Raw genomic sequence first — 26,290 nt, forward strand, 5'->3', positions numbered from 1 at the left:
AAATATTACCAACGGGCAGCAGACGGCAGTGCTGATAAGAGTAAGGAAGTGGCGGCGAATGCGGTGCGGTTGAGTGCGGTGAATGCCGATGGTACTACGACGGCACCGACGGTATTGGGCAACCTTGCCGATGGCAAACTGGCAGCGGATTCGAAAGAGGCGGTGACCGGTGGGCAACTGTTCACGGTGAAAACCACGGCAGATAATGCCAAAACCACGGCAGATGAAGCGAAGAGTATGGTTGCGGGCTTGAAAGACGGCATTGACGGCTTGAACGGCTTAATCGGCAAAAACGGTCAAGACGGCACTAACGGCACCAACGGTAAAGATGGCGCAGCAGGACAAGACGGCTTGAACGGTAAAGACTTGGTGGATAAAAACAATGCCCTGCGTAACGGACAGGCGGGGGCAGTGGTGTACACTGCAGAGGATGGTAAACGTTTGGCGCGGGGTGAAGACGGCAAGTTCTATGCGATGAAAGCCGACGGCACGGCAGATACGACAACGACAGCCGTTGCAACGGATAAAGTGCGGTTGAGTGTGGTGAATGCCGACGGTTTAACCACCACTCCAACCGTATTGGGCAATCTTGCCGATGGCAAACTGGCAGCAGATTCGAAAGAGGCAGTGACCGGTGGACAACTGTTCACGGTGAAAACGACCGCTGATAACGCCAAAACCACGGCAGACAATGCTAAAACCACGGCTGATGAAGCCAAAGATATCGCCTCAAACCTGAAAAACGGAATTGACGGTTTGGCAGGTGCGGTTGGAACACCGGGTCAAGATGGTAGCAACGGCACCAACGGTAAAAACGGTGCAGCCGGGCGAGATGGTCTGAATGGTAAGGATTTGACCGAGAAAGTCAACTCGTTGCGTAACGGTGAAGCCGGTGCGGTAGTGTATACCGCCGAAAACGGCTCACGTCTGGCACGAGGTGAAGACGGCAAATTCTATCTCATGAAGGCGGATGGCAGTGCCGACACCACAATAGCAGCGGTTGCAGATGATAAAGTGCGGTTGAGTGCGGTGAATGCCAATGGCTCCACCACGGCGCCGACAGTGTTAAACAACATTGCAGACGGGGTACAGCAATATGATGCGGTGAATGTGAAACAACTGAATGCGGTCAAAGAGACAGCCGCTGGAAATACCACGGCGATTACCAATCTGACGACCAAAATCAATCAAATCAGTCAAGCCGGTTTTGGTTTAGTACAGGATGATGCGGCCAGCAGCACCATTACCATCGGTAAGGACAGTGACTCGACCATCTTATCAATTGTCGGCAGTGCAGGAAACCGTACTTTGACTGGGGTTGCCAATGGTACCAATGCAGGTGATGCGGTTAATAAAGGGCAGTTGGATGCCGTGGAGAAAACGGCGAATTTGGCGAAAACCACGGCGGATGAAGCGAAGAGTGTGGTTGCGGGCTTGAAAGACGGTATTGACGGTTTGAACGGCTTAATTGGCAAAAATGGTCAAGACGGCACTAACGGCACCAACGGTAAAAACGGCGCGGCAGGACAAGACGGCTTGAACGGTAAGGATTTAGTCGATAAAACCAATGCGTTGCGTAACGGACAGGCAGGGGCAGTGGTGTACACCGCAGAGGACGGTAAACGCTTGGCGCGCGGTGAAGACGGTAAGTTCTATGCCTTGAAAGCCGACGGCAGCGCAGATACAACAACCGCAGCGATAACCGACGATAAAGTACGGTTGAGTGTGGTGAATGCCGATGGGTTAACCACGACACCGACGATTTTGAGTAACTTGAAGGACGGCCTGGTCGGACAAGACAGTCATGATGCGGTTACCGGTGGGCAGTTATATACCACTAATCAAAAAGTCGGCGAACTGGAAACTAAAGTACAGGCGCTTGCCAGCGGTAGTGCAGGTGTTGCCGGAAATGATAAGGGCGCATTGAAATACGATAAGGATGCTTCAGGTCAGTATGTGTATAACAAAGCGACCTTGGGCGTTGACCCGAATTGTAAAGCCGGTAGTAATCCTAACGACCCGGACTGCTTAGGCGAGGGTGTAGTGTTGAGCAATGTTAAAGGCGGTAAAGTGGCGAAAGGTTCAAAAGAGGTGGTAAACGGTGGGCAACTCTATTCCGCGGTGACTTCCTTAGCCGGTACGGGCAGTGAAATGGTAGTGAATCCGGACGGTTCTATTACGGTCAATGCCAGCTATACGGTGTATAACAACGACGGCACTAGCACCACGGTGAACAATGTGGGGGCGGCGCTTGACCATATTAATAGTAACGGCACCAAGTACATTGCGACGAACAGTGAGTTGAAACCGGCGGCAGCAACCGGCAAAGAGAGCGTTGCTGTTGGAGGCGGTGCGGTTGCGAAGGGAGAAGGCAGTGTTGCGATGGGCAGTGGTTCGGTTGCCAGGGACCCGCTGGAGTTTTCAGTGGGGAATGCGGAAACCGGTTTGACCCGTCGGATTACCAATGTTGCTGATGGGGTGAATGCCTCCGATGCGGCAACAGTCGGACAGGTCAGCCGTGCGTTGGGCAATGTTCACAGCTCGTTGAAACAAGAGATTCAGCAAACTCGCAAAATTGCCTCGCAAGGGATAGCGGCGTCGATGGCAATGAACCTTGATTTACCACAACAACATCCGGGCGAAGTGGCTATTGGGGTTGGAACGGCGATGTATGATGGTCAGTCTGCGGTGGCGTTGGGCGGTAACTATTTGACTAACTCGGGCAAGATAAAAATTTCGCTAGGGGTGGGTTCATCATTGGGCAAAGAAGCCAGACCGGCAGTGAAAGCCGGGGTCGGTTGGGTGTTCTAATGGAAACGTATTTGGGGTAATGGTGTTTGAGTGAAAATCCCTTTTTCGCTTAGTGGGTTGTCGAGCGTGAAAAGGGATTTTTTGTTCTGAAATCAGGAGAGCTAACCGTGGAAATTGAGATGAAGGGTATGAAAAATATCAAAAGTATGAAATGTATTAAAAGTATCAAAAACATAGAGAGCATAAAAAATATAAAGAATATAAAAAACATGAAAAACATCAAGCGTGTCAGGGCAATCGTATTTGGCAGTCTGTTGCTGGGCGCGGTGAGCCCGTTTGCCTTTGCGCAGGATATAGGAAGCCGTTCTGAATTTGAGCGCTATGAGCAGGCTAAAATAGCGGTGACTTACGAGGGGGAAGTTGGCAGTTTATTACAGCAATTGGCGGAACGGCTGAATGTTGGTTATATGTCTTACAATATTGATTCCTCGCGTCCGGTGATATTAAAGGGCAATGGTACTCAGACGTTTAAAGGGCTGATTGATGCGATTAATCAACAGTTGGTGGACAGTAATATCCGGTTTACGGAGTTGGGCAATCGCACTTTCTTGGTGCTGTCGAGCGGGAGTGAAGAGATAACCGGGGTTAAACCAAAGAGTAATCAGTATATTGGGCAGGTGGTATTTGCGGAGCCGGAGTTGGTGAAGAACCGTATTGAGTTGGTTGGGTTAGACGAGGAAGAGGGGCAGGGTGGTGAGGAAACTGTGCCTGTTACTCCGGTCGCGCCACAGACCAATGAGGCGGCAAAAGCAGAAACGGCAAAAGTAGAGGCAGCAAAAGTAGAGACAGTAGCGGTGAATGCAGCGTTGCAGGGAATGGAAACTTCACCGATAGGCGAGGCAGTTGCATCAACAGCAACAGCAACAGAAGCAGTCGTTGAAGGGAGTACCGATGCGGAGGTGGGAGATGCGGTCGCAGGACAAGTGCCTGTGGGTAAGGTAGAAGCTTTGGTGTTAGAGCCGAAACAAGAGAAGCAGATGAACTTGTTGAATGATATTGTGATGGAGAGCACCGACCCGAAAGTATTGGCGCAGTATAAAAGTAAAAAGGCGCCGAGTTATCAGATAAGCAGTAAGGTGCGTTTGGGGTTGACGGATATTAAGGTGACACCGCTGAGTACGTTTTTGATATTTGAAGAGGGGGCGGACACGTCGGTATTGGTATTGAAGGGGAAATATGAGAAGTTGGCGCAGTTTGGGAACTATATAGGGATTTTACATAAGAAGAACCGAGCGCCGGCGCAGATAGAGATAAACAATGCGAAGGGGGAGAAGCTGGTGTTGAAGCGTCGCTAAGGGCGGGGTGGAAGTACCGAGCAGAAACCGGAGAGGTGCAGAAAGTACGGTGAGCCATAGTGGGCATCGTAGCGTGATGAAGGCTGTTTTAGGGATAAAACAGCCTTCCTTTTTTGGGGAGTATTATACATTTACAAGATTTCATCTTGCTATCAGCCTTAACAGACAATAGACTACAGCATTTATTTTGGTTAGATATTGGGAAACGAGTTAAAATCAATGCAAGTTTCAGATTTTCATTTTGAGTTGCCGGACGAGTTGATCGCACGCTATCCGAAAGCGCAGCGCACTAGCAGTCGTCTGTTGTGTTTGAACGGGGAGACCGGCGAGTTGCAACATCGCCAATTTGCTGATGTGCTGCATTTGGTAAACGCCGGGGATTTGTTAGTGTTTAACAATACGCGGGTGATTCCGGCGCGGATGTTTGGACGCAAGAGCAGTGGTGGCAAGTTGGAAGTGCTGGTTGAGCGGGTGTTGAGCGAAAACAGCTGTTTGGCACATGTTCGAGCCTCGAAAGCCCCGCAAGCCGGTTCACAGATTATATTGGGCGAAGATAAATTAGGCGAGGGCAACGGTATCGCTTTTATGATGAAAGCTCGTCATGATACCTTGTTCGAGCTGGAAGTGGTTGGCGAGGCGCCATTGTTGGCGGTTTTACAGCAAATCGGGCATATTCCGTTGCCGCCGTATATTGATCGTCCTGATGAAGAGATGGATCAGGAGCGTTATCAAACCGTGTATAACCAAGTGCCGGGTGCGGTGGCGGCACCGACGGCTGGGTTGCACTTTGATCAGGCATTGTTGCAACAATTAACTGAAAAAGGCGTGAATTTTACCTTTGTCACGTTACATGTCGGGGCAGGCACATTCCAGCCGGTGCGAGTAGAGAAAGTGGAAGATCACCATATGCACGCTGAATATGTGGAAGTCGGTGAGCAGACGGTCGAGGCGATTTTGGCGACCAAAGCCGCCGGCAAGCGAGTGATTGCGGTCGGCACAACCTCAGTACGCTCGATTGAAAGTGCGGCATTGGCAGCGGCGGAGACGGATCAACCGCACTTGCTTGCCCCCTATTTTTCCGACACTACCATTTTTCTGTATCCGGGCAAACCATTTCGCGTGGTTGATGCGCTGATCACCAATTTCCATTTGCCGGAATCGACCTTGGTGATGTTGGTGTCCGCTTTCGCCGGTTATCAAAACACGATGCGTGCCTATCAAAGTGCGGTTGCCGAGCGGTATCGCTTTTTTAGTTATGGCGATGCGATGTTTATCAGCAAAAATCCAATGGTAAAAGGATTAGAATAAGTAAGAGAGGAAAGTACGGATAACCGCACTTTCCTGTTTAATCAATATCTTCGGACTGTTTTTCCGTTGAAGGAGCAAAAATGAAATATGAATTACAGCAAACTGACGGACGTGCCAGACGCGGACGACTGACATTTCAACGTCCGCAGGGCGAATTTAGTGTTGAAACGCCGGCGTTTATGCCGGTCGGTACTTATGGCACGGTCAAAGGGATGACGCCGGAAGAAGTTAAGGCTACCGGGGCGCAAATTTTATTGGGCAACACCTTCCATTTATGGCTGCGCCCGGGGCAAGAGGTGATGAAAATGCACGGTGATCTGCATGATTTTATGCAGTGGCACGGGCCGATTTTGACCGATTCCGGCGGTTTTCAGGTGTTCAGTTTGGGCGATATTCGCAAAATTAAAGAAGAGGGCGTGCATTTCCGTAACCCGATCAACGGTGAAAAAATCTTCTTGTCGCCGGAAAAATCGATGGAAATTCAATATGATTTGGGATCGGACATTGTGATGATTTTCGACGAGTGTACCCCGTATCCGGCGGATTTTGATTACGCCAAAAACTCGATGGAAATGTCGCTGCGTTGGGCAAAACGTAGCCGTGATCGCTTTGATGAATTAGGCAACAAAAATGCCCTGTTCGGGATCATTCAAGGCGGTGTATATGAAGAGTTGCGCAAAGTCTCAGTCGAAGGCTTGGTTGATATCGGTTTCGACGGCTATGCAGTCGGTGGGTTGGCGGTTGGTGAGCCGAAAGAAGATATGCACCGAATTTTGGAATATGTTTGCCCACAAATTCCGCAAGATAAACCACGTTATTTGATGGGCGTCGGCAAGCCGGAAGATTTGGTGGAAGGCGTGCGACGTGGGATCGACATGTTCGATTGCGTGATGCCGACCCGTAATGCACGCAACGGGCATTTGTTTACCGCTGACGGCGTAATCAAAATCCGTAATGCCAAATACCGTGATGATACTTCACCGTTGGAAGCGGAATGCGATTGTTATACTTGTAAACACTACAGCAAGGCCTATTTGTATCATTTGGATAAGTGCGGTGAGATTTTGGGCGCAAGATTAAATACGATTCATAATTTACGCTACTATCAACGGTTGATGGCACAGCTGCGTGAGGCGATTGAAAAAGGCGAATTAGAACAGTTTGTTGAACAGTTTTACGCCAGAATCGGCAAACCGGTGCCACCATTGAATCAATATCATGCCTTTAGCGAGGTAAAATAGCGTTGGCAACGAAGAAGCTTTTCACTTTAAGGCTTTTTTATGCTATTTTTAGCAGGCTTAAAAACGGACACGGCTAGCCAAAAATCAAGACAGCGGTGTCTGATAAGTTTTATTCACTCGATTTTTTCAATTAACTTTAGAAGGATAAGAAATGGACGCTCAACAAGGTGGTGGAATGCAAATGATCTTTATTTTGGTCATTTTTGCCTTAATTTTTTATTTTATGATTTTCCGCCCGCAAGCCAAGCGCAATAAAGAACACCGTAATTTGATGGCATCTCTGGCAAAAGGCGAAGAGGTGTTAACCAGCGGTGGTTTAATCGGTAAAATTACTAAAACTTCAGCAGAAAATGATTACATTGTGATCGCATTAAACGACACAACTGAAGTGACAATCAAAAGAGATTTCGTTGTTGCCGTTCTTCCGAAAGGTTCAATGAAGTCGCTGTAATTTTTCTCTTCCATACCATTAAAAAGGGTATTAATTGTGTTAAATCGTTTCCCTTTATGGAAGAATCTGATGGTGATCATTTTGGTCGCCATCGGCATTTTATATGCTCTTCCAAATCTTTATGGTGAAGATCCTGCGGTGCAGATTTCCGGAACGCGCGGGCAGCAAGCAGACAACACCACTTATCAACAAGTTCAACAAGTTCTACAGCAAAATCAACTGCCGGTTAAATCTTTGCAACTGGAAAACGGCTCGGTGTTGGCAAAATTCGGCAACACTGACGAACAATTGTTAGCGAAAGACAAACTGGCTGAAAGCTTAGGCAGCAGCTATTCTGTTGCCTTGAATTTAGCACCGGCAACGCCGAGATGGCTGGAGGCGATTGGCGGCAGCCCGATGAAACTCGGCTTGGATTTACGTGGCGGTGTGCGCTTCTTAATGCAAGTTGATATGAATACCGCACTTGAGAAACTGGAAACGCAACGACAAGATATGTTGCGTACTGAACTGCGTAAAGCTCGAATTGCTTATAGTAATATTCGTGCTGGCGACAACTATTCAACTATTGTCACCTTAAGTGAACAGGCACAGGCTTCAGAAGCACAAAGTTTGATTCGTCGCAGTAATCCGGATTTGACGGTAGCCAGCAACGGCAACCTTTTAACCGTGAATATGACCGAAGCCGATTTGGCACAGGTGCGTGAGCATGCGATTGAGCAAAATTTAACGATTTTGCGTAAACGGGTTGAAGAGTTGGGCGTTGCCGAGCCTATAGTTCAGCGCCAAGGTGCCGAACGTATCGTGATCGAATTGCCGGGGGTGCAGGATACTGCGCGTGCCAAAGAAATCCTGGGCGCGACCGCAACATTAGAGTTTCGCTTGGTGAATACCAATGCCAGCGCTGATGCCGCTGCGCGTGGCTTAGTACCATCTGATTCCGAAGTGAAAAATGATCGGGAAGGGCGTCCGGTGGTGTTATACCGCCGTGTGATTCTCGGCGGCGAACATATCACCGGCGCAACTTCAGGCAGCGATCATACTACGGGACGACCGGAAGTGAATATCACCCTTGACAGTGAGGGTGGCAATCTTATGGCCGCAGCTACTCGTGATGCAATCGGTAAACCGATGGCTACGCTGTACAGTGAATATAAAGAGAGTGGTCGCTTAGACGATAAAGGCACGCCGATTCTTGAGAAACACGAAGAAGTGATCAACGTCGCAACGATTAACGACCGCCTGGGCAGCCGTTTCCGCATCAGTGGCATTGACAGCCCGGCGGAAGCATTAAACCTTTCGGTATTGTTGCGTGCCGGTGCCTTGATTGCACCGATTCAAATTGTGGAAGAGCGGACGATCGGACCGTCATTAGGGGCGCAGAATATCGCACAAGGCATGGAAGCCAGCGCTTATGGCTTGCTGTTTACCATTTTGTTCATGATTGTGGTCTATCGTAAATTCGGGATTATCGCTAACATTGCTTTGGTACTGAATATCGTGCTGTTAATCGGAGTACTCTCTTTGTTGCCGGGGGCGACGTTGACCATGCCGGGCATTGCCGGAATCGTCTTGGCTGTTGGTATGTCAGTTGATGCTAACGTTTTGATTTTTGAACGAATAAAAGAAGAGTTACGCAACGGACGCACGGTGCAGCAAGCGATTAATGAAGGCTATAACGGTGCATTCAGCAGTATTTTTGATGCGAACTTAACCACTATTTTGACTGCGATTATTCTATATGCAGTTGGAACCGGCCCGGTTAAAGGTTTTGCTATTACGTTGTCATTAGGGGTTGCAATCTCGATGTTTACCGCGATTACCGGAACACGTGCGATTGTCAATTTCCTGTATGGTGGCAAGCGCATTAACAAATTATCGATTTAGTGGTGAGGATTGAATTGTGAATGTAAGAGCAAAACAAACGATAGAAATCGAAAATGGCGTTAAATTGGCACGCAAAGTTGTGCCGTTTATGAAATATCGTCCTTTGGGCTATATTTTTTCGGTAGCTGTAGTTGCCATATCGCTGTTTTTTGTGATCACCAAAGGATTTAACTGGGGATTAGATTTCACCGGCGGTACAGTGATTGAGGCAACGTTCTCGCAACCTGCCGATTTGCCGAAAGTGCGGTCTGTGTTGGCGGAAAATGAGTTTACTAGTGCGATTGTGCAGGCTTCCGGCGGCACACGAGATGTGATGATCCGTTTACCGTCGGCAGACGGCGATACCACCATCGGACCGAAAATAATCAATATCCTACACGGCATTGATGCACAAGCAACTGTCAACAGTATTGAGTTCGTTGGACCGAATGTCGGCAAAGAGCTGACTGAAGCCGCAATTTATGCCACGTTGGCAACCTTAATCATGCTATTGCTATATGTTGGATTGCGTTTTGAATGGCGCTTGGGAACTGGCGCTATCTTGGCATTGGCGCATGATGTTATTGTGACACTGGGCGTATTTGCGGCATTACAGGTAGAGATCGACCTTACTTTTGTCGCTGCGATTTTATCGGTTATCGGTTACTCACTGAATGATAGTATCGTGGTATTTGACCGCATCCGTGAAAACTTTCGTAAAATCCGCCGTATTCCAGCGGTAGAAATTATTGATATTTCTCTAACGCAAACGCTTGCCAGAACCTTGATGACCTCTGCCACCACATTGGTCGTGGTATTGGCGCTGTATATTTTTGGCGGACCAAGTATCCATAACTTCTCATTGGCGCTATTGGTCGGGATTGGTTTTGGAACTTACTCCTCAATCTATATCGCCACTTCGTTAGCCTTTGATCTAGGCTTGAGACGGGAGCATATGCTACCACCAAAAATAGAAAAAGAAGGCGAAGATCAAAACGCGATTATGCCGTAAAACTACAATGCCGCAATAAAATAACAATCCGCACGTTTGAGGTGCGGATTGTTTTTTAAATCGTAATGTTAATTAATAAAGCCAATCGACAAGATAGTCAATGCCGCCAAAGTACAGGAAAAGCAACAAGAACGGCAGACATATCAAGAAAGCACAATAGAATTTTTTTGATACCACACAGAAAAGTGCAATGATCCCACAAATGAGCCAATAAGCTCCTTTTGCCGAGAGGATACCCCCAACCGTAATACTATTTAACGTACCCAAGGCAAAAAATATCAGCAGAGGAATACCTGCGACAATAAAAACTATTTTTGCCACATAGACCGCAAAAGTCGTTAAATCACCAGTAACCTGTCGCATATTATCCCCCTTATTGATCATTCAACCATCACAAATTAAACGATACCGTTTTTCCGGTTGGCAGTTTCACCGAGAGGTTTAAGACACCGCCCATCGCTTCCACATACCGTTTCACCGAAGAAAGCCGAATATCGTTGCCGCATTTCATCCGCCATCTCTTTAACTTCAGCTTGCTGTTCCGCCGGAAGCGCTGCTATTACATCTTTAAAGTTTACGCTCATTATTTTGCTCCTGTTGAAATTGAGAGATAATCATCCATAGGTTTGTTCTGCAAGGGCGATCATCGTTTTATAAAAGGTTCTTTCTTGCCTTTTTATCACCACCACATAGCACAATTGCCTGTCGTATTATAATGATCCAATAATCCCGCCGTCGGCTTTGGCAAATTCTTTGCTTTGCGGTTTGAGGGTTTTTAGTTGTTTATCGCTTAAACGAGGATTGATTTTGCCAGTGTTTTAGCATCATTCGAGCTTCAATATTTTGGTTTAATGTTCCCTCGAAAATGATTACCTGCAAGGAGGGAACATCAGACCCTGAACAATGACGAACAATAAAAAACAAAGAAAACCATTAAAATGGCTTTTTGACTTGAATTTAAAGGGATTTTTTAGACTTTGTGAACGTTGGCGAACGTTAAAAAACAGAAAAGTGGCGGAGGAAGTGAGATTCGAACTCACGGAGGGCGTAAACCCTCGCCGGTTTTCAAGACAGCGCTGCTATAAGCAGATATAATTTAAAATTCATTATTAATCAAAGACCTAACCACATAGACATGCTACAAAATTCATACCAAATTAGCAAGATTTGCCCTAGTTTTATGCTGATTTTGTCAAATTCTCGTCAAACTATCCTATCCATAAGCACCCCTTATTTTCTTTTCTTTGGATAAATTCCAATCAATAAAATCACTCAAAAGCAAAAAATCGGCGCACTAAGTGATATATATATCACTCAATGCGCCGATGTTATTTAAGCAGCGGTATCTTTGATTTTGCCGCCAGCAAACGTGTGAGGATTAACATATCCAGTGTATGTTTCAGGGGTAAAATCTTCCGGTTGCGCTTGGATTAACTGCGTCAATGCCCAGTCGTAACCGACAGCGTTTCTATCCGCAGGTAGCGGGCTGAGATTAAACGAGCTGAACGACAGCGCATTTTTGCCCGCTGCTTTGGTTTTAGCGCTGACATAAGAGGCTGTGACGACGGTAGCGTTGCCATTGATGTAGTCAATATTCAGCGTGGTCACTTCGTGGTAATTCGCTGTTGCGCCTGTTTGTTCGTCTTCGATTGATTTTTCGATGTATTTCATAAGATTTCCTTATTTTAGGTAATAAAAAACCGCACTTTTGGGTGCGGTGTGTAGGTTGTAGATATTTTTAAACATAAAGTCTTGCATCGGGTGAAGCACCCTCAGGTAAGGAGCTTTCGAGATCGACAACGAGAACCGTCATCTGACCGAATACCTGTCCGGAATTAAAATTAGAATCTGCGGCGAGTAGATTTTTACCGATTTCAATCCCTTGATAACCGGTTTTTAACCAGTCTGAATATTGAGGCATTCCTCTACTTGGCGTCCAGCTTCCCCAAGCACTCTTATATAACTTTATCCAAAAATGCCAAAAATAGAGCGGGTAACCGATTTGGGGTGCCCTTTGGTGTAAATACATCCATGTATCAAACCAATTATGGTTAGTGGTCACGGTACCGTACACCGCAAAACCTATCCGTTTACTCATGGGATACTCTTTGCGGATAGTAAGGTCTCTATCTCCGTGATTAATTTGGATGACATCTAATATCCGCAATAAAGTACGAGAGGTGTCATAAAGCAACGTTCCGGTGTCATCAAAAACCTGCATGCCGTATTGCGCATCGTTCGGCGGTAAAAAACGGGCATTCTCAAAAACATGCACATTGACCTTATTTTCCATTGCTTCCTCTTGGTGAACTTCCACAACGTGAGTTCTGTGAGGACGTCCGTCATTTAACCACTCTCTAGGAAAACCATGCTCCGTCGAGCGATAATCGGTTTTGTGCTGAGGTGGCGTTCCCGTCAGATACGTCGGAAAATTTGTAGGGTAATAAACTTGTCTCACAATAGGGTAGATAAACTCAATTGATTCATAGACTACTAATGGATAATAACTTTTTGCTTTCAACGGCACATAGTATTTCGAATAAATCCCCCCTCTTTCTTTTTGCCCATCTAGCAAATTATGAAGTCTGCTATCTGTTGATGCGCCGTATTGCAGTGTCGGAAGCTCATGATTCAATACAAGCTTCCCTTGCTCGTCCAGTAATTCAAATCCGTAGCTCATAATGCAATCACCATTAAAATCCCGCCCTGATTGGTACCTTGCGCGCTGGCACTGCCAAACAGCCTCTCTCGCCAATCAGGTGGAATCCCTTCGTCCATGTAATATGGGATATCTTCCCAGCTCACATTAATATGACTTCTGTTGGTAAACCAAATTTTAGGCGTGCGAGGCGGTACTAACGACCACTGCTGATATAACGGCACAAAGAGATAAGTCAATGTGCCATACGTATTTGACATGGTCGGCAACGCAAAAGACAGCGTTCCTCTATGATTACCAACAACAATCTCCTTGATTATTTTGCCGCTTTTCAAATAAGCGTTAAAGTTCAGATTCTGTCCAAAAACCTCAATACCGTAACTCATCGTAGTTTCCCCGCTTTAAACCGCACCCGACCACGCTCATCATAGATAATCAATGCCTCATTTGACATTGCCAACCCAATGTTAGCAGTCGGATTACTGCGAATAGACACCTGTCCGGCATTGGTCACATCAAAGCGCCCGCCACCGATCCGAATAGAACCGCCCTCAAAACTTGCACCCAAAACAGTTCCGCGCGTTACAATATCGCCACTCATTGCCAGCCGTGATTTGCCCTGATGATTAATCACCGACATCATTGGGGTTACAGTTCCGTCCTGCGCATTTTTGACCACCGCAAATTTATCCGCCATCAAAATCACTGAGCTTTCAACGGTGTTGTTATCCGCAGCGGCACCCATCACTATTCCGGTAATGACCGTACGCCCAGCCGTTGTCACTTCAGTTTTCAGTGTGCGGGTTGATGATACTTTGCCGCTGACATCTGCCACCGTTTTCTGTACATCACTGATTTTAGCAGTAGCGTTATTTAGGGATGATTGCATTGTGCTAATCTGCTGAGTGGCAGATTGTTGGTTGTTGCTCACAACAGTTTGTAGTGCAGTGATTTTCGCTGTTGCTTCCGTCAGAGCGGTTTCGCTGTCTTCCGGTGCGGGTGACCAATCTGTGCCGACCGCACCACGTTCCAATTTAACACGGTTAACAATATTCGTACCTTTACTTGTATCGTTCGGGTAAAAATAGATATTTAAGTGTGTGTTGTTTGGGGCTCGTGGTGTTGCGCCATTCATCGGCAAGCCCCATTTACCTGAACCACGATAAACGCCATCAGCGATTTTCACTAATTTGCCGATTTCGCTATAACCTTGAGTATTGTAAAAAGCAACACCAGTCCGCAAGTCGGAAATTTCACCCCACAGTGTAACCGTGACATCTTCTCCCACCGCAGGTGCTTCCGCCAAGGCTAAACGCAATGTGTAACCTGTGCCATTCCAGCCGATATTGCCGGAATTGAGCAGCAAGTTACGTCCGCCAACTTTCAGATTGCTAAAACTGCTTTCTAGCGTCTGTAACTTAGTTGCTGTGGCTTGCTTTTCATCACTTACCGCTTTTTCGACAGCGGTGATTTTTGCATTATTAGCGCCAACACTAGTCTGCATCTGCTTAAACTGCTCAGCAAGCGCTTTATCGGCTTCTGCCGTGGTTCGCTCAAGTGCGGTAACCTTGGCGTTAGTTTCGACTATGGCACTGTCAGTATCTTCCGGTGCAGGCGTCCAGTCTGTCGGAATTGAACCTGTTTCCAGCTTCATTTTCCGTATTTCAAATTCTTTATCCGCAAGAACAGCTTCAATGTAATAAATAAAATATTTATGATCGGCGCTATAACTTGCAGTAAAAGGTATGCTAATCTTTTCCCACGTATCCAAGCCACTGATAGCTAAGTACTTAGCAGATACTTGGCGACTGGTTGCGCCAAAATATTCCCTGAAGAAAAAACGAACCGTACCAGCTACCCCAACTGTTGATTGCGTTTTAGCTCTAACTTCAAACGTAGCAATGTACTGTCGGCCTTCAATAACCCGGTCATCAGATACAATTTGCCTATAACCTGTCCAACTCGCTTCGACGGTTTTGATAGTTAAAACATCATCTGATCGAGGTAACTCCGTTTGAGATTGGGGGGCGTTTTTATAAAACAGCCAGCTTGACCTATTTGTCATTTTGGCAGTATTTAACAACAAGTTCCGTCCGCCAACAGACAAACTGTTAAACTTACTGTTCATCTCAGTAAACTGTGTTGCCGCTGAGCGCTGATTATCCGCTACGGTTTCGTTCAACTTGGTCAGCGTACTTTCAGCTGTGCCGACACGAGATGTGAGCTTTTTCGTTTCCTCCGTTTGCGCCCTGTCAGCTTCAACCCGAACTCGCTTTTCTTCGGTCAAATCCGCTTCCGCATTGGCAACTCGCCCCACGAGTGCGGTTCTGGCTTGGGCTTCGGCTAAATCTGCCGCCACACGAGCAGATTTTTCAGTTTCAACGGCGGACGCAACAACAGCAAGTGCGGTTTCGCTGTCTTCCGGTGCGGGTGTCCAATCTGTTGCAACATTTCCTCTTTCGAGTTTAGTTTTCCTAAACTCAAATTGCCCCGGTACTGTGTTGTTGATTTCAAGTATTAATTGCCAATATAGATGATTGGCGTGTTTAGCTTGCGCTACAAAGGTGCAGCTAAACCGCTCCCACTTATCAACCTCGGATGCCGTAAAGTATTTTCCTGAATTACTGCTTCCTCCTGTAAATATCTGCCGAAAAAAGAAACGAATGTAGTTTTGTGTCAGAGTATTTGCTTTGGCTTCAAAGCTAAACGTATAAGTTTCCCCCTCAACAATTTCGTTAACTAAAACCGCATTTTCTAAAGATCGCTGGTAATATTGAACCCAATAAGCGCTGGTTGATTTTAAGGTCAATGCACTATCAGTCCTCGCTATTTCTGCTTGCGTTTGATTGGCGTGCTTTGAAAATCTCCATAAATTTTTATCGGTTAATTTCCCAGTATTTAACAACAAGTTCCGCCCACCAACCGCCAGATTATCAAACCTTGCTGTCAGCGTGTTTGTTGTCGATACCGCATTATCCGCTGTAGTTTGGGCTGTGCTGATTTGCGTGCCAAGCTCTTTTGCTTTATCAAGCAAGGCTTGTGCTGCTTTATCCGCCGCCGCTTTGACTTCCGCACTGCGCTTAGTTGCCTCGGCAGCAATTGCCTGACTTCTTGCTTGCGCTTCGGCTAAAAGCTGGGCGGATCTGTTGCGTGCTTCTTGTGCGATCTTATCGTCAGCTTGTGCGATCCCGTCTTTAAACCCGGTCAACTGTGCGATCAAGTCTTTGCCGAGGGCGGTTTCGGTGATTTGTCCGTTGAGATAATCAACCAAAATATTCGGTCTGTGATCGGCTTCGCCCTTGACTACAGGGGTAAACTGTCCACTAGTGCCATTGCTATCCACCATTCTTGCCCAGAAATACCACGTTTGCGATAAACCGACACCGCTTAATGTCCAGTAATTTTGCGGATAAGGCAACGTTGCGGCTTTCTGTGCAGTCAGAACATTATCCGTTTTGCTGTACCAAATTTCAGTAGCTGATGTGCGGTTCGCAAAACGTGGCAACCGCCATCTAAGAGCAATCGCCATAATTTCCGGCAGCGCAATCAGCTCCTTGACTTCAAAATCAATCTCAAAGCCATTAGCGACTACTTCCGAATATTGCCCCAACGCATTTTTTGCCCGCACTTCCGCAACGTAAGCCCCATTCGGTAAATCCGTAAATGTCACTGTTGGTGAGGTTAAATTGCTGTAAGTGCGGTACAGTTTACCGTCTTTATACAATTTGACTTCGAAAGTGACCTCACCTACTACGCTCGGTGTTTCCCAAGTGAACACAATGCCGTCAGCTTCCATACTGACTGCGGTATGTGATACTTGTGGCGTTTTACCGCTGTGTAAGGTGTCAACAATCGGATCAAAGTGCGCACCGTTATCAACAATCGCTTCTTTTTGTGGTTCGTGCTGCAGGGCAGTAATGCTGTAGCCCTGTTCATTTTCGCTGATCGTCAAGACGCGGAATAACTGCGTGCTGACTTTCGGTGTGTTGAGCGTCCACTGATCGTATGGATTTAAGCCGTCAGCAATATCCTCAAGCTCGATTGCCGCCTGATTAGCCGATTTGATTTTGATTCGCTTTGTCACCAGTTTATCATTTTCAATCACGGCATACGCCAGTGTGCAGCCAGTACTAAACTCAATCGGGCGATCGAGGGTTACTTGTTTGCCCTCAACAGCAATCACACGTCCGCCCAAATTAACATCGGCATAATCATTATCGGCAACTTCGACAACGTCCCCCGGTATTACTGCCAACCCCTCACGTCCGACACCAAACGTAATGGTGCATTGTTCAAGGCTTTCAGTCGCAATTACCCATTTCCCCAAGCGGTGCGCTTGCCCACGACTGGTGCAGCCGTAAGCAACGATTTTTTTCACGTTATAGCCGTATCGTTTAACCAGCGCATCGTCCACCACATATTCAACCTTGCGCTGATAGTGATCGCGTTCGTCTTGATATTCTACTTCTACAGCAGTATGAATTGATTTCAGCGGCGCATATTGACGGCTAAATTTACCGTCTAACACATTGGCTTGAGTAAACGTCCACACTGGATCTGCCGGACGGTCTTGGCGAACAGTGATCTGTGTGCCGTTCCAAATCGGCATGGCTCTGAAATTCGACGCTAAGGCTTGAATCACCTCATAGGCTGATGATTGTTCGGTCAGCCATAAATTACAACGCATTCTCGGCTCAGTGCCGCCGTAACCGTCAGGCACCAGCTGATCGCAATATTGCGCAATTTTGAATAGGTCAAATTTGTCGCATCCGTAATCGCCTAAACGAGCGCCTAAGCCGCATTCGACATTGGTGACCAAGTCATAAAAAATCCATGCCGGGTTATCCGTAAAGTCAGACTTAAATGTACCATTCCAAAAGCCACTATAAGTGCGGTTTTCTGGGTTGTAGACATCAGGAATTTTAATGATCCGCCCATCTGCCAACGCATTAAAATTCGGGAATTGTGGCGTATCACGTGAATCTAACCGAATGCCTACCATCGCACAGTTTGGGTACGCTAATTTAGCATCGATAATTTCAGTATAACTTGCCCAAAACGTATTATTTTGTAACCGTTGGCTTTTACTGTCCGGCGTGATCCGGCTGACGGTAATCGTAAATGGTCTTGGCGGTAAATTATCAAAAATAGCCGAGGTCAAATAACGAGAGGAGTATTTTCCTTCGATGGTAATACTCTCACTGCGGGCATTACCGATCTGCACCAGCAGCTGTACGGTAGATCCGTTGGTGTCGCCATCATCATTCTGCTCAAATAAAGCGTCAACCCCAACAGTCATTCGAATACGATCGACATCACGATCGATCACTGTTTTTGAGACTGCAACCGCGGTTTTAACCGGTGTTCCTACCGATACTTCACGCTCAGAAAACTCAAACCCTTCAAGCGGCAATTGGTCTTGTGTGCCTAGCCGCCATGAAATTTGAGTGTTGGTAAAGTTGGTACTACCATTTTCATTCTCAATCGGGGTGCGGTCAAAATAGGTCGTTTTAAAGCCATTGACCGCACCTTTAATCGGACCGTAGCTGATCAAACCGATTGCTCTAAGATATTGTGCTGATGCCGCCGAATCAGGTGCTTCTACTGGTGTACGTGCGCTGCCGCCACTTGGTCCGCCCATATTAACTCCTTAAACTGTACCCTCGGAACGTCGTTCGTCCCGCTCATTTTTCTTATCCGCCTCCGCTCGTTCCCGATCGGCTCGCTCATTTTCTGCCTCTCGCTCCCTATCTCGTTCGTTATGTTCACCATACTCAAACGGTTTCGGATAGCGATTGCCCGCGGATTTTGCTTGTTGTATTTTCTTTTCCTCTTCCTTGCGCATAGCCTCTTTTTCGGCTTCTGTCGGCTCTGGAATAAAGGTGTCCACACCTTGAGAAATCAGAATCATGCTGACCATCATCCGCCCGTATAACAGCGGAATCGGACGATTTTGTGGTGATAGATTTTGTAAGCCGGAAAATGCCGAACCGGTTTTCTTATCACTATTGCCCAACTTCATATCCATATTGGGTGGCTTAGTCAGCATTTGTGACACCCCACCCAACACCATCGCTCCCCCGGCTGCGTACATCTGCATAGCATAAGGCGCAAATGCCGGTACAAAATAAGCAGCAGCAATTAACACCAGACCAAAGACGGTTTGAAAAACCCCGCCTCTTTTTGCTCCTTTCAGTACTGGGGTGATATGTAGCACCGCACCTTTCGATAATATTTCATGCAGCCCTTGAATCAGATTTTGTTCCGACAAATAACGAGAACCGATCCGCACTTTATACACGCCGCGCATAATGTGCTGCTGTAAGCCCTCAATCTGCGATGTCAGGCACTTAATCGCTTCGGCGCCCGTGGCAACCGCCAGTTTTAACGGTTTATCGTCAGGGATAAATTGTTTAAGATCGCCGTAAAGTTTAACTGTGAGCATTGCTTGTATCTCCAAATGCTATGTGTAACCTGTAAATAGTAACCGCCGTAAATCACACGTCTTGAGAGCTGATTCGGGCTATGGTGCAGCAACAGCTGATCACCTAAATACAACCCGGCATGATTCGCAACACTCGATCCGACTTGCATCATCACAATGTCACCAAGCTGTAAATCTTGACTGTCTGCCAGCCGTTCAAACCCATACTTTGCCAAGCCGTCGATATAACTCTGCTCACCTTTTTCATACCAATCAAAAGTATAATCAAATTGCGGGAAATCCTGACCAGACAGCATATAAGCGTCTCGACACAGGCTTAAGCAGTCGGCGGCTTGATTGACAAAAGTGCGGCCCAAGAGCGGTTGGATGTGGCGGAACTTGTGAAGTTTGCTATCACATACCAGCCACCAATCTAAGCCGGATTGCAACTGCATTTGTTGATCTGCTGCGGATAGTGCCGGTTCCCCGTCAGGGTGTGAATGCACCAAGGCAATCACACCGTCATAGGCTTGTACTTTCAGCCAGTCGTCGGTGGCGATTTCAAAATAGTGCTCCGGCTCGGAGGCAATATTGTCGCAAGCGATAAATCGCATTTTGCCACCGTCAAAAACAACAAAGCCGCACATTTCGTGCGGCGCTTGCTGTTTGGCATAGTCAATTATTTTTTGTTCTAAATTCATTTTCCCCTCTAATACTGTGTAGTTGATGGAAATGCCCCGTAAGGCAATACCGCACTTTCACCCCAACGTAATTTGCAGCCGGTCAAACATTTTGAACACTGATCTTTTTTTAGATCCGTTGTTGGCTGATCAAACTCGTCCGCCACTGCACCACCGGTATAACCGCACTGTGGCGAACGGTATTGCCAAATACAGGTATCCGACATAATCATCAATACCGGAATGCGTGCATTATCTGTTTCTGCCGGCAGTGCCAATTCAAAGGTGGCGACATCATTATTCAGTTGTGACAAACGCTCAATGATAAAGCGCTCAGTTCTGCCTTCACTCGGATCGGCATGTTTATTGCCGCCGCTAAAATTAACTGCGTCTAAGTATTTCAGTAGCACCCGGCGACGGGTCACTTTGGCGCCCACACCTTGACCGAATTCATCGACTAAACCGGTAACAACACCATACAGATTGGAAATTGTCAGTGTCGGGCGATTACTCGGACCTTGCCCTGACAATTCAAATCCCGTTGCTTGAATCGGGTAGGCAAAATATTCCTGCCCCTGAAACACGACGTTCTTTTTCAACTCGTTTAATCCGCTGTAAAAACGGAACACATCGCCCTGTGCGCCCTTCTTGCCGACAATTGAACGTAAGTCGATTTCAAACAGCTCTAATAGCGTGTCTTGCTCCAATTTGGCAAGCTCCAACTTAAATTCGGCACTGATTGGGTTTGACATGATTTCTCCTATGGTACTTCTTCAAATTCACAACTAAACTCGGTATAAACCTGCCCCATTGCAGCAGACCATTTTCCGCACACCACTTTCTTTTTTGTTCCAGTGTAAGGATCATTAAAATAAAAAGGCTCGACACCGCCATGTCGAGCCAAGAAGTTATCGACTTCCAACCGTACGTTATTACGTACTTTTACCACCACCGGATAGGAACGGAGTAGCGCATTAATCGTCTTTCGACTTCGTTGAGCGTAACCGTCGCCAAACTGAACGATATTACGCTTAGGTTCATTTTCAATGGTAAATTTAGGGCGGATACAAAATTTAAAGGTTTCCATTACGCAAACACGCCTCCGGATCTAAAGTTGTTTTGAATCAGTGAATTTGCCTCTTGCTTGGCAATCGAACGCATTAGCTCGACGGTAATTTCCAATTCTCCGTTTTTCTGTTTGGTGCTGACTTGTGCCTGTGCCGGTTCTCCATTGTTGATCACCTTCACCGATACTTTCGGGCTATTACCACTTCGCTGAATGCTCGGCACTTTCGGCACGGCAACGCCACCACCGTTAGCAAAGCCACGGCCACCGGCATAATTCAAAAAGTCCAAATAGTCCCGACCGATACGGCTGGTTGCCTCTTTGGTCAGCACATATTCGCCTTTGTGAACGATACCCGCAGGGGTTAAACGGTTGCCATGTCCGGTGTAGCCACCGCCATCAAACATGGTAGTTGGCACTCGTACTGAACCAATCAAACCGCCACGAGCAGCAGTTTGCCCCCATCCCATAAAATCCCCAAATGCTGTTCCACCGAAAGCAGACTTCAGCGCATTAAAAATCATCATCTTGATAATCATGCCAGTGATGTCTTTGATAATAGACTGTGCCAAGCCACGAAAATCCGCTTTACCTGTCAGCACAAAATCTGTCAGCGCGTCCGACATACCGCCGAGGGCGTTTTGGGTGATGTTGGCCACGTTGCCCATGACATCTTCTGTCGATTTGCCAAAGTCGTGCATGGCTACTTTCATGCCGTTAAGCGGATCGCTTTTATCCGCCTGATCTTTCCACAACTGCCAGTTCGCTTCGGCTTTCACCTCATTGGCTTGCGCCGAGGTTAAATGCCCCTCTTTCTCAAGTGCGGTCACGTCCTCCATGATTTTCTTATGCCGCTGCTGCGCCGCAATCGCTTGATTGTATTGCCCTGCCAATTCCAACCGCTCTTGGTGATAGCGTTGCTCAATCTGCAACCGTGCCGCCGCCGCTTCCGCCTCGCTGATCACGCCTTGTTTGCGAAATTCATCTACCTTTTGCGACAAACGCAGTTCGTTCAGCTCAATCGTCTTCATCGCCGACGCATTCGAGCGTTGAATTTCATCATGGAAGCTATCCCAATCCTTTTTCCAATCTTCAAGGGATTTTTCTTTTTTGCCGGATTTTGAACCACTTGATTTTTTATTACTACTTCTTGCCTCAAGCGTTTCCTGATATGCTGCGGTCATGCCACTAATATCGTATTCACTTAAACCGTCTTTCTCCGCACGTTTTTGTAGTCCGGCGCGGTAATCCTCAACTTGATATTGAATCCGCTCTTTGTCCGTTTTAGCACCATTGATTTTGGCTTGGCGTTGCAAACGATCAATTTCATCTTGTGCACCGGCGCTATATTTGACCCCTTCAATCTGCTTCAAACCCAATGCGGCTTGTACCGCAGCCCCGGCTAATTCTAACGTGGTTCCCATTAAGGCTTTTAAATTCGGATTCAAGGTCAAAACATGGCTATTAACATCAATTAAAGCAAGTGCGAATTTCTGCATGTCCGGATCAAGCTGCTGTAAGGCGATTCCGGTATCGTTCAAGGCGGAATTCAATTCCTGCTTGATTTTCTCGGCTTGAATACCGGTTAAGGTCGAGAGCTTTTGTTGTGAAGCCGCTACCTTATCTTGGGCATTTTTCACTTCAAGCAATAGCCGTGCCTCTTCCTTACGGGCTTCCGCCATCTCTTTGTCGGATTTGTTGTAGGTATAAGACGGACCACCAAAACTATCATAGGTGGTAATGCTGCTTTCTTTCGCCGCTTGTTTAGCGCGCTCATATTGCTTGATTAAATTTTCTAACGCTGCTGATTGCGCATCAATAGATGCAGACAGCAACGTCACATTCGCCTCAACCTGCGCCGCCGTCATACTTTTTAATGCGCCCTCGCTGACATCAAGCGCTTCAGCAAATTCGAGCGTTGCACGTTTCGCGTCTTGCGCGCTTTGATACCAACTATAGGCAGTACTTCCTAAAAGCGTAAGCGCGGTTGCAGCTATGCCTAGTGGTCCCCCGAGAAATGTCATCGCTTTCCCGAATCGATTGGCGGCATTTTGTGCCTGACTTAACCGTGTAACCGCAGCAGCTTCTGCATTGGTTAAAGTTGTCATTCGGGCAGACTGCGCCGCAATTTGGTTGCGTAATACAATTCTCTTAGCCTCTGTTGTTGCAGATGCTAGCTGTGCTTGTAGATAGCGAATTGAAGTTTGTGTTCCTACAACCTCTGCTGAGGTTTTTCTGACTTCTGCTTGCGCACCTGCAAGTTTAATCAAATTATTATGCTGTATTGCTACGGAATTCTGATAATATGCCAAGGTAAGTTGTGCCATTTTGGATACGCCAAAGGCTGTACCTGTTAAAAGAGCAACATTTAATACCCTATCGAGATTATTTGCTAACCCATTGAGTGCGCCACCAAGATTGCGGGTGATACCAACAGTGCTGTCCATTTCTCCAGACCATTTTATCAACGCATTTTTTAGGTTCTGAAATCCATGCCCTACAGAAATAACACGAGTGGCAAATTGCTGATCAACACTGGCTTTGGCTTTTTCCAATGCTGGAATCAGCACGTCCATTGTCAGCTTGCCGTCGTTCGCCATCTGGCGAAGTTCACCCGTGGTGACGCCTAATCCTTTTGCAATTGCCTGTGCCAAGCCTGGCGTTTGTTCCATAACGGAATTAAACTCCTGACCACGGAATATGCCAGAAGCCAAAGATTGCCCGAATTGCATTAAAGCCGCTTGTGCCGACGCTGCACTTGCCCCTGAAATCGCCACGGCTTTTGATACGGTTTCTGTCAAACTTGCTACTTGTGTTTGGTTAATGCCAAGCTGTTGGGCGTTTTGTGCAAAGCGTTGATAAACTTGTGCGGTAGCATCAACTCCTTGATTAGTACGCATTGCAACATCAAAAACAGATTGCATTGCTCTAGCACTTTCAACAGAATTTGACGTAACTAAACGCATACGATTACCAATTTCCGTATAGGTATCCATATGGCTGACCAGATTTTTACCAACGCCTATCGCCGGGGCTGCCCACAAAGTTAAATTGGTCAGCTTTGTTGAGCGCTCCAGCACTTTTAAGCTGTTCTGTACTTCTGCAAGTGAGGCTCGAGTATTTTTGGCGAATTGTTGCGCTTGATATTCGGCTTTACCAAGCCCTTTCGTAAATTCAATACTATTCAACCCAAGTAAAATATTTAGTTTTCCTAATGTACCCGACATAATTTCTCCCAAATAAAAAACCTCGCCGAAGCGAGGTTTATGAAATAGCCTAAAAAATTATTTTATAGGGTTAATACCCCATAATTTATTAATTGCAATTTGCCGTTTTCCTTTTGGAACTTTTAAATAAACCCATAAATGTGTAGGAATAATTAGTGCAGCGAAAACACCAAGGACAATCAGCCATTGTGTAAGAGATAGGCTAGCAAGAAAAAATAATCCGACAAAAATAAGTGGAAGCCAAACCAAACTCGTTAGAATAAACAGCATAATATATCCTCTCATTTTCAACTTAATATAAACCATATATAGCACATTTTTGCTTGTTTTTCAATCAAATCCCAGTTTCGTTTCATGAAAAATCAAGCCCCTCTAAGTATGGCTGTTTTCTATTGATCAAATAATTAAGCAAACTGCCGAGTCACTGCTTTATCACTCCCCCACAGTTGCCCGACTTCGCCGCGCCGTAATTCCGGCAACACTTGATTCCATTCCCATGTAGAGAAATTGGTAAGCTGAATATGCTCGGTTTCCCGTGCCAATGGCGCTCGCACTCGTTCAATGTATCTGCCGTACTCACTTAACATTCCGCAGCATGCACCGGCATACGACGAGCCAAGCTGTGATAACGGCTTTTCTACTGTGCGGATCATCTCTAACATGATACAGCTGATTTTCCATAACCATGCTTGATCGCGTAATTCTTCTTCGGAAAATTTTCCGACAACCGCACTTTTATTCTCTAAAGCAAGGGTATCTATCAATTCGCCCTCAAGCGGCAACCGTGCCAACAAGCTCACCGCTTCCACAAATTGATCGTCGTCAATTTCCTTGTATGTTTTACCGAAATGATTTTTCAGCGCCGACCACTGTTTAATGATCACTTTCGCTTGCGCTTCTTTGGGTAAATTTTTTGCTCTGCCCAATACCAACTCTTTAATCGTCTGCTGATGTTCTTTTGACAGTCTTTCTGTTTTAACCGCTCTTTCGGCTTTGCCAGTAGTCCAGTAGTCGTGTAGCGCCTGAAAGCACTCTTCCTGATATTGGATCACTTTTTCACGCAAATCTGACCGCACTTTATCCGGGTTAATGCTGAACAGCCAGCCGTTTAATTTTTTGATCGGCATACACAACATTTCACGGATTTTGCCGTCTTGGGCAACTATAGAGATACCTCTACAGTTGAATTTATCGCCTGATTTAGAAAATTTTTGTTGTTGTCCACCCCAGTCTAAGCCAATTGCTTCAACAATAGGTTTGATCGCCGTGTAGATCGTTTCTTCCAATTTGAATGTAACGAGCTGAGATCCATAGAATGGGAATGTTTGTGTAGAGATTTGATTAGACATAATAATGCCTCCGTTAATTTTCGAAATTAAATTTCCCTATCAAATAGGGTGTCGAGAGGTTCGAAAGCCTAACGGTAGGCTGGAGTTATTCCCTTTCGGTCTTGTATTCCTCGCCCTCTCGACATTGATTGTGTTTTAGCCTGATCTAAATTCTTTGGTTAGGAGAGAAAGATCATAAATTTCAGGCATAAAAAAGCCGCAATACTATCGGGCGCGGTAAGACCGCCGTTAAGGTTTCGACACCTTGGATAAGATACTAATACAATTTTTTATCGCTGTAAATAAAAATCCCCCGAATATTGCTATTCAGGGGATTATCGCTCTAAGGCGTTAAAAGCTCATCTTTCGATGATGATCGCTCAATGGCGTTACAGTTTCAGTATAGCCTATTTCTCCGCCTTGTCAAGTAACGTACTTGCATTAACGGCTTTGATGACCGCTCTTTGAATTTTTTCAACAACATCTCTCGGTAAATATTGCGTAATGCGGCTGCCTTTATCATAAATATGAAATAACCGTTTTCGACTAACGGCTTGAATTAATTCCGCTTTCGCCCATCTAACTCGCTTATCATAAAACCCAGTCGTGCGTATCAGATCTGGTGCAACTTCAATATGTAACCCATTCTGAATGCCGTCAAGGCTCTTAGTTGAAGAAATCGGCACGACAAGAGCCAATCCGTTCAATTTCCCATTTAGCACAACAACCATTCTCTTTTTAATAATTTCAGGTGGAATATGTCCATTCACATCGTCATTTTCAGAGAATGCACCATAATGGCATTCTAAAATTTCTCCGACTTTTGGGCGATGCTGTTGAATTGACATATAAATCCGTTTTGTATGGTTTGAGATTAGGGTGTCGAGAGGCTCAAAAGCCTAACTAGGTTGGCTGGAGTTATTCC

The 26,290-nt window shown here is 46.3% G+C and carries 21 protein-coding genes; 7 read left to right on the forward strand and 14 right to left on the reverse strand.

All coding sequences use genetic code 11. The features are described 5' to 3' along the window. The 7 genes from FHQ30_RS07100 to secF all read left to right on the forward strand — a co-directional run. The coding region (locus FHQ30_RS07100; RefSeq protein WP_176552764.1) for a YadA family autotransporter adhesin at positions 1-2,811 on the forward strand (2,811 nt) is incomplete at its 5' end. Positions 2,812-2,918: 107 nt separating this feature from the next. Then, positions 2,919-4,106 carry a hypothetical protein gene (locus tag FHQ30_RS07105; RefSeq protein WP_139611633.1) on the forward strand — a complete coding sequence of 396 codons (1,188 nt, stop codon included), beginning with the start codon at positions 2,919-2,921 and terminating at the stop codon, positions 4,104-4,106. 219 nt (positions 4,107-4,325) lie between these two features. Beyond that, the gene (queA, locus tag FHQ30_RS07110) at positions 4,326-5,414 is read left to right on the forward strand and encodes a tRNA preQ1(34) S-adenosylmethionine ribosyltransferase-isomerase QueA (RefSeq protein ID WP_139611634.1); all 1,089 of its coding nucleotides are present in this window, start codon (positions 4,326-4,328) and stop codon (positions 5,412-5,414) included. Between the two features lie 80 nt (positions 5,415-5,494). Further along, complete coding sequence (tgt, locus tag FHQ30_RS07115; protein ID WP_139611635.1) at positions 5,495-6,655, forward strand: tRNA guanosine(34) transglycosylase Tgt; 1,161 nt, start codon at positions 5,495-5,497, stop codon at positions 6,653-6,655. Positions 6,656-6,806: 151 nt separating this feature from the next. Then, on the forward strand, positions 6,807-7,106 hold the full coding sequence (gene yajC, locus FHQ30_RS07120; protein ID WP_139609623.1) for a preprotein translocase subunit YajC: 300 nt from the start codon (positions 6,807-6,809) through the stop codon (positions 7,104-7,106). A gap of 36 nt (positions 7,107-7,142) precedes the next feature. Beyond that, positions 7,143-8,990 (forward strand): protein translocase subunit SecD, encoded by a 1,848-nt coding sequence (gene secD / locus FHQ30_RS07125; protein ID WP_139611636.1) that lies wholly within the window; start codon positions 7,143-7,145, stop codon positions 8,988-8,990. 88 nt (positions 8,991-9,078) lie between these two features. Next, positions 9,079-9,981 carry a protein translocase subunit SecF gene (gene secF / locus FHQ30_RS07130; RefSeq protein ID WP_139611676.1) on the forward strand — a complete coding sequence of 301 codons (903 nt, stop codon included), beginning with the start codon at positions 9,079-9,081 and terminating at the stop codon, positions 9,979-9,981. A 72-nt stretch (positions 9,982-10,053) separates the two neighbouring features. On the opposite strand, the gene FHQ30_RS07135 is transcribed toward secF, so the two are convergent. The 14 genes from FHQ30_RS07135 to FHQ30_RS07200 all read right to left on the reverse strand — a co-directional run bounded on the left by FHQ30_RS07135 (position 10,054) and on the right by FHQ30_RS07200 (position 26,213). Continuing rightward, positions 10,054-10,344, reverse strand: a complete 291-nt coding sequence (locus FHQ30_RS07135) for a hypothetical protein (RefSeq protein ID WP_139611637.1) — start codon at positions 10,342-10,344, stop codon at positions 10,054-10,056. Positions 10,345-10,379: 35 nt separating this feature from the next. Further along, a complete protein-coding gene (locus tag FHQ30_RS07140) occupies positions 10,380-10,565 on the reverse strand; it encodes a hypothetical protein (protein ID WP_442805685.1) in 186 nt (61 codons plus the stop codon). Positions 10,566-11,313: 748 nt separating this feature from the next. Then, positions 11,314-11,652 (reverse strand): hypothetical protein, encoded by a 339-nt coding sequence (locus FHQ30_RS07145; RefSeq protein ID WP_139611638.1) that lies wholly within the window; start codon positions 11,650-11,652, stop codon positions 11,314-11,316. A 67-nt stretch (positions 11,653-11,719) separates the two neighbouring features. Then, positions 11,720-12,661, reverse strand: coding sequence for a hypothetical protein (locus FHQ30_RS07150; RefSeq protein ID WP_139611639.1), 942 nt, complete (start codon positions 12,659-12,661; stop codon positions 11,720-11,722). Next, positions 12,658-13,026: a hypothetical protein gene (locus FHQ30_RS07155; protein ID WP_139611640.1), complete on the reverse strand. Its 369-nt coding sequence runs from the start codon at positions 13,024-13,026 to the stop codon at positions 12,658-12,660. Before FHQ30_RS07155 ends, FHQ30_RS07150 begins: the two co-directional genes overlap by 4 nt. Then, entirely contained in the window at positions 13,023-18,281 is a 5,259-nt protein-coding gene (locus FHQ30_RS07160) for a TipJ family phage tail tip protein (protein WP_139611641.1), read from the reverse strand. The genes FHQ30_RS07155 and FHQ30_RS07160 overlap by 4 nt, the downstream gene beginning before the upstream one ends. Before the next feature lie 9 nt (positions 18,282-18,290). Continuing rightward, a complete protein-coding gene (locus tag FHQ30_RS07165) occupies positions 18,291-19,085 on the reverse strand; it encodes a tail assembly protein (RefSeq protein WP_139611642.1) in 795 nt (264 codons plus the stop codon). Continuing rightward, on the reverse strand, positions 19,025-19,765 hold the full coding sequence (locus FHQ30_RS07170; protein WP_139611643.1) for a C40 family peptidase: 741 nt from the start codon (positions 19,763-19,765) through the stop codon (positions 19,025-19,027). Before FHQ30_RS07170 ends, FHQ30_RS07165 begins: the two co-directional genes overlap by 61 nt. Positions 19,766-19,773: 8 nt before the next feature. Then, positions 19,774-20,496 carry a phage minor tail protein L gene (locus FHQ30_RS07175; RefSeq protein WP_139611644.1) on the reverse strand — a complete coding sequence of 241 codons (723 nt, stop codon included), beginning with the start codon at positions 20,494-20,496 and terminating at the stop codon, positions 19,774-19,776. Between the two features lie 8 nt (positions 20,497-20,504). Next, positions 20,505-20,831, reverse strand: a complete 327-nt coding sequence (locus FHQ30_RS07180) for a phage tail protein (RefSeq protein WP_139611645.1) — start codon at positions 20,829-20,831, stop codon at positions 20,505-20,507. Then, positions 20,831-24,037, reverse strand: a complete 3,207-nt coding sequence (locus tag FHQ30_RS07185) for a phage tail tape measure protein (RefSeq protein WP_139611646.1) — start codon at positions 24,035-24,037, stop codon at positions 20,831-20,833. Before FHQ30_RS07185 ends, FHQ30_RS07180 begins: the two co-directional genes overlap by 1 nt. Before the next feature lie 57 nt (positions 24,038-24,094). After that, positions 24,095-24,307, reverse strand: a complete 213-nt coding sequence (locus tag FHQ30_RS07190) for a hypothetical protein (RefSeq protein ID WP_139611647.1) — start codon at positions 24,305-24,307, stop codon at positions 24,095-24,097. A gap of 134 nt (positions 24,308-24,441) precedes the next feature. Continuing rightward, complete coding sequence (locus tag FHQ30_RS07195) at positions 24,442-25,386, reverse strand: phage antirepressor N-terminal domain-containing protein (RefSeq protein ID WP_139611648.1); 945 nt, start codon at positions 25,384-25,386, stop codon at positions 24,442-24,444. Positions 25,387-25,772: 386 nt separating this feature from the next. Then, positions 25,773-26,213, reverse strand: a complete 441-nt coding sequence (locus FHQ30_RS07200; RefSeq protein WP_139611649.1) for a type II toxin-antitoxin system PemK/MazF family toxin — start codon at positions 26,211-26,213, stop codon at positions 25,773-25,775. Positions 26,214-26,290: the final 77 nt, after the last annotated feature.

The sequence above is a fragment of the Testudinibacter sp. 'clade 2' genome, assembly GCF_006227735.1.
Lineage (GTDB): Bacteria > Pseudomonadota > Gammaproteobacteria > Enterobacterales > Pasteurellaceae > Chelonobacter.